General features: G+C 74.3%; 14 protein-coding genes. 8 read left to right on the top strand and 6 right to left on the bottom strand.

Annotated features, from left to right (window positions below; genetic code table 11):
• Window positions 1-159: 159 nt before the first annotated feature.
• Both ACIQOW_RS35570 and ACIQOW_RS35565 read right to left on the bottom strand, forming a co-directional pair.
• Window positions 160-741 carry a uridine kinase gene (locus ACIQOW_RS35570; protein ID WP_401091996.1) on the bottom strand — a complete coding sequence of 194 codons (582 nt, stop codon included), beginning with the start codon at window positions 739-741 and terminating at the stop codon, window positions 160-162.
• On the bottom strand, window positions 684-953 hold the full coding sequence (locus ACIQOW_RS35565; protein WP_401091995.1) for a hypothetical protein: 270 nt from the start codon (window positions 951-953) through the stop codon (window positions 684-686). Before ACIQOW_RS35565 ends, ACIQOW_RS35570 begins: the two co-directional genes overlap by 58 nt.
• On the opposite strand from ACIQOW_RS35565, the gene ACIQOW_RS35560 reads away from it, so the two are divergent.
• Window positions 952-2,115, top strand: a complete 1,164-nt coding sequence (locus ACIQOW_RS35560; protein WP_188300510.1) for an acyl-CoA dehydrogenase family protein — start codon at window positions 952-954, stop codon at window positions 2,113-2,115. The genes ACIQOW_RS35565 and ACIQOW_RS35560 overlap by 2 nt on opposite strands.
• A 74-nt stretch (window positions 2,116-2,189) precedes the next feature.
• Here the strand turns inward: ACIQOW_RS35560 and ACIQOW_RS35555 are convergent, their stop codons facing one another.
• Complete coding sequence (locus ACIQOW_RS35555) at window positions 2,190-2,711, bottom strand: hypothetical protein (RefSeq protein ID WP_401091994.1); 522 nt, start codon at window positions 2,709-2,711, stop codon at window positions 2,190-2,192.
• Between the two features lie 228 nt (window positions 2,712-2,939).
• Between ACIQOW_RS35555 and ACIQOW_RS35550 the strand changes: the two genes are divergently transcribed.
• The 4 genes from ACIQOW_RS35550 to fxsA all read left to right on the top strand — a co-directional run bounded on the left by ACIQOW_RS35550 (window position 2,940) and on the right by fxsA (window position 7,917).
• On the top strand, window positions 2,940-3,380 hold the full coding sequence (locus tag ACIQOW_RS35550; protein ID WP_045694655.1) for an Lrp/AsnC family transcriptional regulator: 441 nt from the start codon (window positions 2,940-2,942) through the stop codon (window positions 3,378-3,380).
• Window positions 3,381-3,411: 31 nt separating this feature from the next.
• Window positions 3,412-5,052, top strand: a complete 1,641-nt coding sequence (locus ACIQOW_RS35545) for an amidohydrolase (protein WP_401091993.1) — start codon at window positions 3,412-3,414, stop codon at window positions 5,050-5,052.
• A 590-nt stretch (window positions 5,053-5,642) separates the two neighbouring features.
• A complete protein-coding gene (gene lnt / locus ACIQOW_RS35540) occupies window positions 5,643-7,289 on the top strand; it encodes an apolipoprotein N-acyltransferase (protein ID WP_401091992.1) in 1,647 nt (548 codons plus the stop codon).
• Between the two features lie 55 nt (window positions 7,290-7,344).
• The gene (fxsA, locus tag ACIQOW_RS35535) at window positions 7,345-7,917 is read left to right on the top strand and encodes an FxsA family membrane protein (RefSeq protein ID WP_401091991.1); all 573 of its coding nucleotides are present in this window, start codon (window positions 7,345-7,347) and stop codon (window positions 7,915-7,917) included.
• A gap of 193 nt (window positions 7,918-8,110) precedes the next feature.
• Here the strand turns inward: fxsA and ACIQOW_RS35530 are convergent, their stop codons facing one another.
• The 3 genes from ACIQOW_RS35530 to ACIQOW_RS35520 form a co-directional block, all read right to left on the bottom strand.
• Window positions 8,111-8,485, bottom strand: a complete 375-nt coding sequence (locus tag ACIQOW_RS35530) for an RNA polymerase-binding protein RbpA (protein WP_188300504.1) — start codon at window positions 8,483-8,485, stop codon at window positions 8,111-8,113.
• 311 nt (window positions 8,486-8,796) lie between these two features.
• Window positions 8,797-10,410 (bottom strand): hypothetical protein, encoded by a 1,614-nt coding sequence (locus ACIQOW_RS35525; RefSeq protein ID WP_401091990.1) that lies wholly within the window; start codon window positions 10,408-10,410, stop codon window positions 8,797-8,799.
• A 116-nt stretch (window positions 10,411-10,526) separates the two neighbouring features.
• Entirely contained in the window at window positions 10,527-10,721 is a 195-nt protein-coding gene (locus tag ACIQOW_RS35520) for a hypothetical protein (RefSeq protein ID WP_188300502.1), read from the bottom strand.
• A 467-nt stretch (window positions 10,722-11,188) separates the two neighbouring features.
• On the opposite strand from ACIQOW_RS35520, the gene ACIQOW_RS35515 reads away from it, so the two are divergent.
• Genes ACIQOW_RS35515 through ACIQOW_RS35505 form a run of 3 tightly spaced genes read left to right on the top strand, consistent with a single transcriptional unit; the run spans window position 11,189 to window position 13,267 of the window.
• Window positions 11,189-11,614, top strand: coding sequence for an ankyrin repeat domain-containing protein (locus ACIQOW_RS35515; protein ID WP_401091989.1), 426 nt, complete (start codon window positions 11,189-11,191; stop codon window positions 11,612-11,614).
• Between the two features lie 24 nt (window positions 11,615-11,638).
• The gene (locus ACIQOW_RS35510) at window positions 11,639-12,154 is read left to right on the top strand and encodes a GNAT family N-acetyltransferase (RefSeq protein ID WP_401091988.1); all 516 of its coding nucleotides are present in this window, start codon (window positions 11,639-11,641) and stop codon (window positions 12,152-12,154) included.
• A gap of 48 nt (window positions 12,155-12,202) precedes the next feature.
• Window positions 12,203-13,267 (top strand): serine hydrolase domain-containing protein, encoded by a 1,065-nt coding sequence (locus ACIQOW_RS35505; RefSeq protein WP_401091987.1) that lies wholly within the window; start codon window positions 12,203-12,205, stop codon window positions 13,265-13,267.
• Window positions 13,268-13,358 lie beyond the last annotated feature (91 nt).

Below are 13,358 nucleotides of genomic sequence, written 5' to 3'. Positions count from 1 at the left end.
ACGGCGTCCCCGGCTCACGGGGGAACAAGCCGGGGGCGCCGGGTCCGGGCGGCCGGAAGCAGGTGTTCCGGCGGCTGGGACGAACCTAGGTCCCGGCGATGTCGCAGGTCAAGGCGATGGTTGAAGATTCACCCACAGTGCCCGGCGCGATCCGGCCGGTCACCCGTCGACCCTCGTCGCGGCGTACGGACGGCTCGGATCGACGGCGAAATGCGCCGATTCGGCCCGGGCCCAACCCGCCCAGAACCCGGCCAGTTCCGGACCGTCCCGCTGCTCGCCGCGCCGCCGGGCCGCGGCCGCCTCCAACTCCATCCAGATCACCCGCGCCAGCCACGGACGCACCGCCCGCCGTCCCGCGCCCACCCCCTCCACCAGCACCACCGGGGCGGCCGGCACCCGGGCCGTGCCCGCGAAACGGCGCAGCGTCCAGTCGTACACCCGGTACTCGGCGTCCCGGCCGGCCGCCAGCGGCTCCAGCACCTGCTCGCGCAGCCGTCCGGTCCACTCGAACAACTCCTCGTGGGTGGCCAGGTCGTCGAGGTGGACCACCGGTGCCCCGCCGAGCGCCGCCGCCAGCCGTCCGGCGAAGGTGGTCTTGCCCGAGCCCGCGTGCCCGTCCACCGCGACCAGCCGCACCGGCCCGCAGGACGGCGGCAGCGCGCGCAGCTCCGCCGCGAGCGCGGTCAGCCGGTCGTCGCGAGCGGACCGGAGCGGGGGCGGGAGAAGTTCGGATGCAGCCACAACGTCAACCCTACGGTGCCGTATCCCGCCACTGCGGACAGTTCAAATGTGCTGGTCGTGACGGCGGCGCGGGTTTCGGGCATACTCGCCTTCGCCACGACTGTGAACGGCCGTTCACCGAAACCCGGTGCCGGTCGGTCCGACTGCCACACCCCCGCCGGACCGGCCGACACCTCGGCCCGGCGCCCGATCGAGGAGGCGACCACCGCCATGACCCCCTCCCCTGTGAAAGCCGTGGAGCGCCAGCTGCCCAGCGAGGAGGCCCGCGAGCTGCTGAGCCTCACCCGGGACCTGGTCCAGCGCGAGATCCAGCCGCGCGCGGCGGAGGACGAGGCCGCCGGACGCTTCCCGCGGGAGGTCTTCCGCACCCTCGGCGAGGCCGGCCTGCTCTCCCTCCCGTACGGCGAGAAGCACGGCGGCGGCGAACAGCCCTACGAGGTGTACCTCCAGGTGCTGGAAGAGCTCGCGGCCGGCTGGCTGGCCATCGGCCTCGGCGTCAGCGTGCACACCCTGTCCTGCCACGCGCTGGCCACCTTCGGCACCGACGAGCAGCGCGACGCCTGGCTGCCCGGCATGCTCTCCGGCGAGCAGCTCGGCGCCTACTGCCTCTCCGAGCCCCAGTCCGGCTCCGACGCGGCCGCGCTGCGCACCCGCGCCGACCTCGACGGCGAGGCGTACGTGGTGAACGGCACCAAGGCCTGGATCACCCACGGCGGCCGGGCCGACTTCTACAGCGCCCTGGTGCGCACCGGCGCCGAGGGCGCCAAGGGCATCAGCTGTCTGCTCGTCCCCGGCACCCAGCAGGGCCTGTCCGCGGCCCCGCCCGAGCACAAGATGGGCATGCGGTCCTCGCCGACCGCGCAGCTCCACTTCGACGGCGCCCGGGTCCCCAGGGAGCGGCTGGTCGGCGAGGAGGGGCAGGGCTTCCAGATCGCGCTCGCCGCCCTGGACTCCGGCCGCCTCGGCATCGCGGCCTGCGCGGTCGGCGTCGCCCAGGCCGCGCTCGACCTCGCGGTCGACTACGCCCGCACCAGGCGCCAGTTCGGCCGCCCGATCGCCGACTTCCAGGGCCTGTCCTTCATGCTCGCCGACATGGCCACCCAGATCGAGGCCGGCCGGGCGCTCTACCTGTCCGCCGCCCGGCTGCGGGACGCCGGCCGGCCGTTCTCCAAGGAGGCGGCGATGGCCAAGCTGTTCTGCACCGACGCGGCGATGCGGGTGACCACCGACGCCGTCCAGGTGCTCGGCGGCTACGGCTACACCCAGGACTTCCCGGCCGAGCGCTACATGCGCGAGGCCAAGGTGCTCCAGATCGTCGAGGGCACCAACCAGATCCAGCGCCTGGTGATCGGCCGGCACCTCACGAAGGCCTGAGGCCTTCCCCCACACGGCCTCCGGCCGTCACTCCAGGGTGCGGAGTGACGGCCGGAGGCATTTCCGATGACGGGTCAACTCGCCTTGGCGGTACGGGCGGTCAGCGCCGGACGACGACGGCGCTGCTCCGGGATGGCGCCCCGCAGGGCCGTGACGGTCGGGCCGGCGGGCACGACCGGAGCGGCCTGGCCGACCGCGGCGAGCCGCACCGGGCGGTGCGCGACGGCGTGCGAGAACGGCTGGGTGCGCCAGTCCAGCCCGCTCGGGAGCTTGAACAGCGCGTCGAACAGGACCGGTTCGGCGTCCTCCGAATCCTCGGCCTCGGCCAGGTCGTCCGTGGGCGTGCCCGAACCCGGGCAGATCGCGGGGGCGAAGGGGTTCCAGGCGGTCGGCAGCAGTGCGTGCAGCGGCAGCCGTTCCTCGTCCGCCACCAGGGCGATCGGGCGGCGGCACTCGGGGCAGTGGACCCGGAAGATGTCCCAGGTGTCCGCCTCGCCGGGGTCGGTGCCCGGCATGTGGTCGACCGCGAGGTCCTCGCGGTCGGTCATATCGTCGGTCTCGTCGGCGCCCAGCACGCGCTGGTCGGTAGCAGGCATGAGGATCCCCCTAGGATCGGGCCCGGCGTGGTCGTCCAGGGCCACAACCAGCACTTCCCTGTGATCCGGACTCATAATCCTGCGCTTCTGCGCACCGTGATGCACCGGGTGTGTCCTTGGCCACACCGGTTGCCACATTCTCCCGGCACATGCCGTCTGGCACCTGGGAAACCGCTCCGTGCCACCTCGTGCGCCCCCCGTGCTCCCGACCGGGTAGGTTTGCGCACTGTGGAGGATCTCGACCAACGCATCGTCCAGCTGCTCCTCGAAGACGGCCGGATGAGCTACACGGACCTGGGCAAGGCCACCGGCCTGTCCACCTCGGCGGTGCACCAGCGGGTGCGCCGCCTCGAACAGCGCGGGGTGATCCGCGGCTACACCGCGATCATCGACCCCGACGCCGTCGACCTGGCGCTGACCGCGTTCATCTCGGTCAAACCCTTCGACCCGAGCGCCCCGGACGACACCCCGGAGCGCCTGGCTGGCCTGCCCGAGATCGAGGCCTGCCACAGCGTCGCCGGCGACGAGAACTACATCCTCAAGGTCCGCGTCGGCGCCCCCGGCGACCTGGAGGACCTGCTCGCCCGCATCCGCAGCGCCGCCGGCGTCTCCACCCGCACCACCGTCGTCCTGTCCACCCCGTACGAGGCGCGACCCCCGAAGCTCTGAGCGCGAACCGGCGGGGTGCAGACTTGGCCGCATGACCGAACGCACCCTCCCTTCCTGCCCGCCCTCGGACGGGAAGGGCCCACGAACCGTCCTGCTGCGCGGCGGCGCCGTGTACAGCCCCGCCGACCCCTTCGCCACCGCGATGCTCGTGGAAGGCGGGCACGTCGCCTGGGTCGGCAGCGACGGCGCCGCCGAGGCGTACGCCGCGACCGCCGACGAGATCGTCGAGCTGGACGGCGCCCTGGTCACCCCGGCCTTCGTGGACGCCCACGTGCACGCCACCGCCACCGGCCTGGCGCTCACCGGTCTCGACCTCACCGGCAGCCCCTCGCTGGCCGCCGCCCTGGCCGCCGTCACCGCCTTCGCCGAGGCCCGGTCCGAGCCCGGCGGGGTGCTGATCGGCCACGGCTGGGACGAGACCGGCTGGCCCGAGGGCCGCCCGCCCACGCTCGCCGAACTCGACGAGGCCGCCCGCGGCGCCGCGCTCTACCTCTCCCGCACCGACGTGCACTCCGCGCTCGCCACCAGCGCGCTGCGCACCCTCACCGAGGGCCTGGCCGAGGCGCCGGGATTCGACCCCGAGGGCCCGCTCACCAAGGACGCCCACCACGCCGTCCGGCAGACCGCGCTGGCCCGCCTCACCCCCGAGCAGCGCCGCCGCGCCCAGGGCGCCACCCTGGCCCGCGCCGCCGAACTCGGCATCGGCGCGGTGCACGAGTGCGCCGGCCCGGAGATCTCCTCCGAGGCCGACCTGACCGCCCTGCTGGCCCTGGCAGCGGAGGGCGAGGGGCCGGAGGTCTTCGGCTACTGGGGCGAGCTGGGCGGCGTCGAGACCGCCCGCAGGCTCGGCGCGGTGGGCGCCGGCGGCGACCTCTTCGTGGACGGCGCGTTCGGCTCGCACACCGCCTGCCTGCACGCCCCCTACGCCGACGCCGGGCACACCGGCACCGCCTACCTGAGCGCCGGGCAGGTCGCCGACCACGTCGCCGCCTGCACCGAGGCCGGGCTCCAGGCCGGGTTCCACGCCATCGGCGACGCCGCCGTGGCAGCGGTCGTCGAGGGCGTCAGGGCGGCCGGCACCCGGGTCGGCGCCGACCGGGTCAGGGCCCTGCGCCACCGCGTCGAGCACGCCGAGGCCCTGGACGACAAGACCGTCGCCGCCTTCGCCGAACTCGGCCTCACCGCCTCCGTCCAGCCCGCCTTCGACGCCGCCTGGGGCGGCCCCGAGGGCATGTACGTCCGGCGCCTCGGCGCCGAGCGGGCGGCGGCCCTCAACCCCTTCGCCGCGCTGCTGCGGGCCGGCGTCCCGCTGGCCTTCGGCTCGGACGCCCCGGTCACCCCGCTCGACCCGTGGGGCACCGTCCGCGCGGCCGCCTTCCACCACACCCCGGAGCACCGGATCTCGGTGCGCGCCGCCTTCACCGCCCACACCCGCGGCGGCTGGCGGGCCGTCGGCCGGGACCAGGACGGCGTGCTGGTGCCCGGCGCGGTCGCCAGCTACGCGATCTGGGCGGCCGGCGAACTCGTCGTCCAGGCGCCCGACTCCCGGGTGGCCGGCTGGTCCACCGACCCGCGCTCCGGCACCCCCGGCCTGCCCGACCTCACCCCCGGCCACCCGCTGCCGGCCTGCCTGCGCACCGTGGTCCGCGGCCGCACGGTGTACCAGCGGTAAATCCCGTGGAACGGCGGGCCGCCGCACCCTGGGTTGACCACCATGACCGCACCGGTGCCCGCCGACTTCACCGTCCCGCGCGAGCTGCTCGCCCCGGAGTTCCGCCTGGAGCCCCTGGGCGAGCGGCACAACGCCTCCGACCACGCCGCCTGGACGAGCAGCATCGCCCACATCCGCGCCACCCCCGGCTGGGCCGGCCGCGGCTGGCCGCCCGCCGAGGGCATGCCGCCGGAGCGGAACCTCGACGACCTGCGCCGGCACGCCGCCGACTTCGAGGCCCGCACCGGCTTCACCTACACCGTCCTGGAGCCGGACCGCGACGAGGTGATCGGCTGCGTCTGCCTCTACCCGGACCGCGAGGACCCGTCCGTGCTCTCGGTCAGCTCCTGGGTCAGGGCCGACCGCGCCCACCTGGACACCCCGCTGTACCGGGCCGTCTCCGACTGGCTCACCGGCCACTGGCCGCTGCGGGAGTTCCGCTACGCCCCGCGCTGCCCCGGCCACCACCCTGACCTCACGGGCCATCGACGTTCCGGGGTACCTTCTTCGCACAGCGTCCGAACAGCAAGCCCCAGGAAGATGGTGCGCCGGTGGCCACTCCCGTCACCCAGGAACGGTCCGAGACCGTGCCGCAGCCCCAGGGGCCGGTGCCAGGACCGGGCCGCGGCGCCCGGGCGCTCGCCAAGGTCCGCGCCGGACTGCCCAGGACCGGCCTCGCCGCCCTGGCCGGCCTGCTGCTCGCCCTCGCCTTCCCGCCGTACGACCTCTGGCCGCTGTCGCTGCTCGGCGTGGCCGCGCTGTCGCTGCTCACCCGGGGCCGCACCTTCCGGCAGGGCCTGTGGACGGGCTTCGCCTTCGGCCTGCCGTTCTTCCTGATGCTGCTCAGCTGGCTGCGGGTGGTCGGCTGGGACGCCACGGTCGGCCTGTCCGTCGTGGAGGCGCTGTTCCTGGCCCTGCTCGGCGGCGCCCTGGCCGTCACCTCCAGGCTGCCCGGCTGGCCGCTCTGGTCGGCCTGCCTGTGGATCACCCAGGAGTGGGCCCGCGACCGGCTGCCGCTCGGCGGCTTCCCCTGGGGCCGGCTCGCCTTCGCCAACACCGCCACCCCGTACACCCCGCTGGCCGCGCTCGGCGGCGCGCCGCTGGTGACCTTCGCGGTCGCCCTCTCCGGCGCCCTGCTGGCCTGGGCCGCGCTGCGCCTGCGCGGGCCCGGCAGGGCCCCGAAGGCGGCCGCGCTGGCGGCGCTCGGCGCGGTGGCCGCGCTGCTGGCCGGCTACCTCGTCCCGGTGCCCACCGCCGCGGCCGACACCGTCAAGGTCGCCATCGTCCAGGGCAACGTGCCCAACCCGGGCATGGACTTCCTGGGCCGCCCGATGATGGTCCTCAACAACCACGCCGCGGCCACCGAGCGCCTCGCCGCCGACATCGAGGCCGGCAGGGTCCAGCGCCCCGACATCGTGATCTGGCCGGAGAACTCCTCCGACCTCGACCCGTTCAGCGACCCGCTCGCCCACCAGCGGATCGACGAGGCCGTGAAGGCGATCGGCGTGCCCACCCTGGTCGGCACCCTGGTGGACGGCCCGGACGCGCAGCACGTCCAGAACGAGGGCATCGTCTGGGACCCGGTCACCGGGCCGGGCGCCTCCTACACCAAGCAGCACCCCGTCCCGTTCGGCGAGTACGTGCCCTTCCGCGCCCAGCTGATGCAGGTGATCACCCGGCTCCAGCGGGTCGCCAGGGACTTCTACCCCGGGGACCACAACGGCGTCATGCAGCTCGGCCCGGCCCGGATCGGCGACGTGATCTGCTTCGAGGTGGCGTACGACGAGATCGTCCGGGACACCGTGGACAGCGGCGCCCGGGTCCTGGTCGTCCAGACCAACAACGCGACCTACGCCAGGACCGGCCAGCCCGAGCAGCAGCTCGCGATGAGCCGGCTGCGGGCCGTCGAGCACGGCCGGGCGGTGCTGATCGCCGCCACCAGTGGCATCAGCGCGGTGATCGCCCCGGACGGCAGCGTCCAGCAGCGCACCGAGGAGCTGACCGCGGCCCAGCTGTCGGCCACAGTCCCGCTGCGCGACGGCACCACGGTCGCCGACCGGGTCGGCGCCGTCCCGGAGTGGACGCTGGCCGTCGGAGGTCTGCTGGCCTGCGGCGCGGCCCTGCTGATCGGCCGCCGGAAGAAGTCCTCCGCCGGAACACCGGCAGGCCGGGAATCGTTGGACCAGGTGGTGCCGTAGCCGGCCCGGACCTCCCGTGCGGCGCGCAGAGCACCGCTTGGAGTGGATTCGTACCGTGACCCAGCAAGCTACCCCCACCCGTCCGGCCCGGCGGAGCAGGCTCCGCCGGGTGCTGCCACTGCTGATCACCGCGTGGCTGGTGCTGGAGATCTGGCTGCTGGTCCAGGTCGGCTCGTGGCTGGGCGGCTTCACCGTCGTGCTGCTGCTCGTCGCGGGCGTCCTGATCGGCGGCTCGCTGATCAAGCGGGCCGGGCTGAAGGCGCTGTCGGCGGCGATCGAGCAGAGCAAGAACCCGCAGTCCCAGCAGCCGGAGACCGGCACCAGCATGACCGTGCTGGCCGGCCTGCTGCTGATCGTCCCCGGCTTCCTGTCGGACCTGGTGGCCCTGACCCTGATCTTCCCGCCCACCCGGGCGCTGTGGCGGGTGGTCGGGCGCCGGGCCGCGGACAAGGCGCTGCGCGGCGCCGCCGCCACCGCGGGCGCCGACCCGTTCGCGGACGCGATGCGGCTCCAGGAGCAGCTGCGCATCCACCGCCCGGACGGCAAGGTGATCCAGGGCGAGGTGGTGGACCCGCAGGCCGGCCCGCAGGGCCCGGACACCACCCACCGTCCGCCGATCGCGGGCTGACCCTCCCGTTCCCGTGGACCGTCCGGTCCGGCGCCCGCCGGACCGGACGGTCCGAGGCCCGGCGGAGGTGCAGCCGGCCGATGCGGAACCGGCCGATGCGGAACCGGGCAGCGCGCACCGGACAACGCGAAAGGGACCCTGGTGACCAGGGTCCCTTTTCGCGTCCTCCCGCCGGAGCGGGAGCGAGGTCGGGTCAGGCGCTCTTACGGGTGTCCCGCGGGTGCACCGCGAGGTTCATCCCGCCGGAGCGGAGCACGGCCAGCCGTTCGGCCAGCACCTCCTCCAACTCCTCGCGCGTCCGGCGCTCCATCAGCATGTCCCAATGGGTGCGCGTCGGCTTGGTCTTCTTCTCCTCCGGCTCGTCACCGTCGAGAAGGGCCGCTTCCTGGCCGCAGAAGCGGCATTCCCAGGTCGAGGGGATCTCCGCCTCGACCGAGAAAGGAACCTCGAAACGGTGTCCGTTCTGACATGCGTACTCGACGGTCTGGCGGGGAGCCAGATCGATACCACGGTCGGTCTCGTAGCTAGTGGCCCCGAGTCGCGTGCCGCGGAGAGCTCGCTCGCTCATGAATCGTGCCTCCCGGGCTTATGGCCCACAGGACTAGTGGTCGCTGTTCTTCGTCGTTCGGTCAACGCTCGGCTTCCGACGAAGATTCCCGTCCCGGGACATGCGTCGTCTGTAGTGCCGCCCCTGTTTGTACCCACCTGCGCCCGATTTGTCACATCTGGCCGGTGATATCACCCCAGGTGTCACCTATTTCACATCTGGTGATCGGGTGGACTTTCTGCGACGAGCGTACCGGGACGGGATTCGCCGGTGGGCGCCGACCCCCGCGGGGACCGGAAAACCGGGCCCGGAAGGGCCGGCTGGGCCCGCGGTCAGGAGATCGGTCGGGAACGGACCATCGGCTCGCCCTTCACCAGGTCGACCGGACGGGCCGACGCGGGCGTCCCGGCCGCCGGGAGCGTGGGCGGGTGCTCCGGGCGCGGCGGCGCGGCGGCGGCCTCGACGCGGCCGTCCCGGTGCGGCAGCAGGGCGATCACCGCGTCCCGCAGCCGGTCCGGGGCCTCGTCGTCCAGCGGGTCGACGGTGGCGGGCACCTGGAGCCGGACCGGGGCGCCGTTGCCGATCCGGGCGTAGCCGCGGCCGACCGGGACGTGCGAGGCGGGCACGATGTCCAGCGCGGCCCCGAGCGCGGCGCGCCCCTCGTCGGGGCCGGCCGGGCCGAGCACCACCCGGGCCCTGGTGGTGGCGCGGACGGTGGCGGTGATCCGGTCCCCGGCCTCGACGTCGTCGGCGACCACCACGGTGACCCGGGCGGCCCGGCCGTGCCGCAGCGGGAGCTCCAGCAGGTCCTGCGGGTCCGGGCGGCCCTCGGCCTGGGCGAGCTCGCTCAGCTCGGTCGGGTGGTCCAGCAGCAGCCACAGCGGCCGGGTGACGTCCTCGGGCGGGGCGGTGCCGGCGTGCCGGGCGGCGTTGAGCGCGGCGAGCCGGCGCTCGGTCTCCCCGGCGGCCCACTCCAGGGCGGCCAGCGCGCCGTGCAGGCTGGTCTCCACGGTGTGCACGCCGGGCCGGTTCACCAGGCAGGCGTGCTCCCCGGTGCCCGCGCCGTCGACCACCACCAGGTCGCCGTACGGGAGGGCCTGGAGCGCGATCGAGCGCAGCAGGCTGGAGGTGCCGTAGCCGGTGACGCCGAGCGCCAGCAGGTGCGGCTCGGAGGAGCGCGGGCCGGTGCGCCAGACCACCGGCGGCTGCTGGACGGTCGTGCCGCCCTGGGTGACCGGGATGGTCCTGGCGGTGCCGTCCTCGTCGGTGAAGCCCAGCACGATCTCGCCGGGGGCGGCCACGAAGCGCTGGGCGACGACGTCGGTGGGCAGCGGGGCCAGCGCGGAGATCCGCAGCCGGTTGGACTCCTCGTCCCAGTCGAAGCGGAACTCCCTGGCCCGGCCGGCCTTGCCCTGGACCACCTGCTCGATCCTGGCCCTGGAGGCGGGCTCGGTGTCGGTGAAGTACGCGGGGTAGCTCAGTTCCAGCCGGGCGAGCCGGCCCTCGCCGTCGAACTCCCAGGCGCTGAAGGCGCTCCGGTAGCCGCCCTCGAAGTGGTACAGCGGGTTGGCGTCCTCGGGGCCGCACAGGTACGGGGTGAGCGCCGCGTAGAGGGCGCCGAGCTTGACGTCGGCGACGTCCGGGGCGGGCGGCGCCGGCGCCGCCTTGGGGGCCCGGCCGGTCCAGGCGGCGCTGGCCATCAGGGCGATCAGGGCGAACAGCAGGCCGTGCGGCAGCAGGTAGACGCCGATCCCCATGGCGGCGGTCAGGAAGAGCGTCGGGCCGCGGCGTTCCTTCGGGGTGGCCTGCCAGCGCTCCTTGGCCCAGTCGGCGTGGTGGCGCAGGCCGCGGCCGATGACGGAGAGCGGGGTGAACATGTCGGAGGCGTGGTCCCCGGCGGTCCGGGCGATCGCGCGGCCCCTGCTGAGGTGGCGATGGAGCGGCATTCCTTGACTCCCCGGGCGGCGGGACGGGTGGGGGTTCGCGGGTGGGGTGCGACGGGGCCCGGGGCGGTGGGATCCGCGCCCGGGCCGGTACGGGGATGCGGGGAGGCCGGGGCCGGCTAGAACCTGATGCCGCTCAGCAGGCTGGCGAGGCTCGCGCCGCCCGCGGTGATGCTCGGGGCGATCGAGGAGCCGGCGATGTAGAAGCCCAGGAGGGCGCAGACGATGGCGTGGGAGACCTTTAGTCCGTCCCGGCGGAAGAAGAGAAAGGCGATGGTGCCGAACAGGACGATGCCGGAAATCGAGAGGATCACGTTCCGCTCCTCGGAAGGGGAACCAGCAGGGGTGTTACGGAAAGTGCACCAATCGTGACAAAAAGTAATAGATGATGGAACGGCGCAAATGGGTGGTTCTGCCATTCAATGCCCTTCCGGCGACCGGACGGCGGTATGGGAACCGGTCGGTGCGGGGGCCGGGCGGCGCGGGGATTCCGTGCGCCGAGGCATTCCCTGACGGCGGGCGGGAAGTTTCCGGGGGGTCGGGGAAGTTCGCTCGAATGGCTGCGCAACGCACGTGGTCGTGTGTCGAGGCGGCGGCGGGCCGTCATCCGGATTCCGGATGCCCGCTGGTCCGCCGCGGCACCGGCCGCTACCGTGCCCTGGCACAGCCGGTGACCGTCTCGAAGCACCGCCCGAAGCACCGCCCGAAGCACCGCCCCGGGAGCCGTCCCGGGAACCGACCGAAGATCCGCCCGAAGACCCGACCGGAAAGGCCGCCCGCCATGACCGACGCCGCCAGCCAGCAGCCCGCCGACGCCCCCGACGCCCCCGACGCCGAGGTGATCGCGCTCGCCGGGAAGCTCTTCGACGCCGCCAGGGCGGGGGAGACCGACACCCTGGGCGCCTACCTGGACGCCGGCGCCCCGGCCGACCTCACCAACGACCGCGGCGACACCCTGGTCATGCTCGCCGCCTACCACGGCCACGCCGCCACGGTGGCGGAGCTGCTCCGGCACGGCGCCGACCCGGACCTCGCCAACGACCGCGGGCAGACCCCGCTGGCCGGTGCCGTCTTCAAGGGCGCCACCGACGTGCTCGACGTGCTGCTGGCCGGCGGCGCCGACCCGCGGGCGGGCACCCCCAGTGCCGTGGACACCGCCCGGATGTTCGGCAAGGACGAGCTGGTCGCCCGGTTCGAGGTCCGCTGAGCGGGGACCGTAGGCTCTTTTCCCATGAGCACCAGCACCGCCCAGGACACCGGCACCGTCGAGTTCCGCGTCACCGGCTACGCCCACCCCGACGCCCAGGCCCTCTCGGCGGAGGTGCAGCAGGAGTACGTGCGCCGCTACGGGGACCCGGACGAGACCGTCATGCACCCCGAGGACTTCGAGGCGCCGGCCGGCCTGTTCATGATCGTCTACCTGGACGGCCGTCCGGTCGCCTGCGGCGGCTGGCGGGCCAAGCAGGCCGGCCCGGACGACCTGCGCGACGGTGACGTCGAGCTGAAGCGGATGTTCGTGGTCCCCGACGCCCGCGGCCGCGGCCTGGCCCGTGCGGTGCTGCACCGCCTGGAGCGGAGCGCGATCGAGGCCGGGCGGACCCGCGTCATCCTGGAGACCGGCACCGAGCAGCCCGAGGCCGTCGCGCTGTACGAGTCCGAGGGCTACGCCGCGATCCGGAAGTTCGGCATCTACAGGGACCACGAGCAGAGCATCTGCCTCGGCAAGGAGCTGACTCCGGCGGTCTGAGCGGCGGCCGCGCGGGGAAGGCTCACGTCGCCTCGAAGGGGGGACGGGATGAGTCATCGCCGACCGGCGTCCGGCGCCGACGGGCTCGGAATGTCCGGAGTCGACCGGCTGGTCGGGGAGGGCGCGCGCACCGTCGGGGCGGGTGCCGTCTGGGCCGTCGGCGACGCCGGCGGCACACTCGGCGGCGGCAGCCACGGCCTGCTCGGCCAGGGGCCGTACGCACGGCTGCGGCCCGGGCCCGACACCCTCCACGACCTCGCCAGCCTCACCAAGATCGTCGCGCTCTGGCCCTGCGCCGGGGTGCTGTGGCAGTCCGGGCGGCTGCCACCGGACGAGCCGCTCGGCCACTGGTGGCCGCCCGCCGCCGGGCACCCCGCAGGCGAGGTGACGGTTCGTCAACTCCTCGCCCACACCGCCGGGATGCTCCCGTACACCCGGTTCGAGCAGCTCTACGGGCGGGACCTCGCGGCGATCAGGGCCGGGGTGGTCACCGCCCCGCTGCACCGCCCGCCGGGTACGGCCGTCGAGTACACCGACCGGGCCGCCGTGCTGCTGACCTACCTGGTCGAGGACCTCGGCGGCGCGCCGCTGGACGAGCTCGCCGCGCGCTGGGTCTGGGAGCCGCTCGGCATGGCCGACACCCGGTACGGCCCGCTCGGCACGGTGCTCGCCGCCCGTACCGCGCCCACCGAGTACGACGAGCGGACCGGCACCCACCTGCGCGGAGTCGTCCACGACCCCTCCGCCCGGCTGCTCGGCGGGGTCTCCGGCAACGCCGGGGCGTTCTCCACCGCCCGCGACCTCGCCCGCTTCCTGACCGCGCTGCTCGCCCCGCCGCCCGGACTGCCCTGGGGCGGGGCGTGGATCGACGAGTCGCTGCGCGAGCAGACCGGCGGCCTCGTCCCCGCCCGCGGCCTGTCCTGGCTCTGCGCCCCCGGCACCGATCCGGCGGAGGGCACCTTCGTCCACTACGGCTTCACCGGCACCGGCTTCTGGATCTCCCGGCAGCTCGGCCGCTGGGCCCTGCTGCTCACCAACAAGGTGCACTACGACCGGGGCGTCCGACAGCTCACCGAGCTGCGCAACGCCTTCCGGCAGGCCGTCTTCGGCTAGTGACCCGGTCTTGAGATCTGCGGTCGCCACGTGAGGTGCGTTGCGTTTCAGTTTCGGCGTGGTTGTTGTCGCGGGTGGTGACGCATCGACA

The sequence above is a fragment of the Kitasatospora sp. NPDC091335 genome (genome assembly GCF_044757205.1).
Lineage (GTDB): Bacteria > Actinomycetota > Actinomycetes > Streptomycetales > Streptomycetaceae > Kitasatospora.
This window is presented reverse-complemented; position numbering and strand designations above follow the sequence as displayed.

Excerpts from the sequence above, each read along its gene's own strand:
- ACIQOW_RS35560 (WP_188300510.1), top strand. The coding sequence starts at position 952 with ATGACCCCCTCCCCTGTGAAAGCCGTGGAGCGCCAGCTGCCCAGCGAG.
- ACIQOW_RS35565 (WP_401091995.1), bottom strand. The coding sequence starts at position 953 with ATGGCGGTGGTCGCCTCCTCGATCGGGCGCCGGGCCGAGGTGTCGGCC.
- ACIQOW_RS35555 (WP_401091994.1), bottom strand. The coding sequence starts at position 2,711 with ATGCCTGCTACCGACCAGCGCGTGCTGGGCGCCGACGAGACCGACGAT.
- ACIQOW_RS35545 (WP_401091993.1), top strand. The coding sequence starts at position 3,412 with ATGACCGAACGCACCCTCCCTTCCTGCCCGCCCTCGGACGGGAAGGGC.
- ACIQOW_RS35530 (WP_188300504.1), bottom strand. The coding sequence starts at position 8,485 with ATGAGCGAGCGAGCTCTCCGCGGCACGCGACTCGGGGCCACTAGCTAC.
- ACIQOW_RS35525 (WP_401091990.1), bottom strand. The coding sequence starts at position 10,410 with ATGCCGCTCCATCGCCACCTCAGCAGGGGCCGCGCGATCGCCCGGACC.
- ACIQOW_RS35515 (WP_401091989.1), top strand. The coding sequence starts at position 11,189 with ATGACCGACGCCGCCAGCCAGCAGCCCGCCGACGCCCCCGACGCCCCC.
- ACIQOW_RS35510 (WP_401091988.1), top strand. The coding sequence starts at position 11,639 with ATGAGCACCAGCACCGCCCAGGACACCGGCACCGTCGAGTTCCGCGTC.
- ACIQOW_RS35505 (WP_401091987.1), top strand. The coding sequence starts at position 12,203 with ATGAGTCATCGCCGACCGGCGTCCGGCGCCGACGGGCTCGGAATGTCC.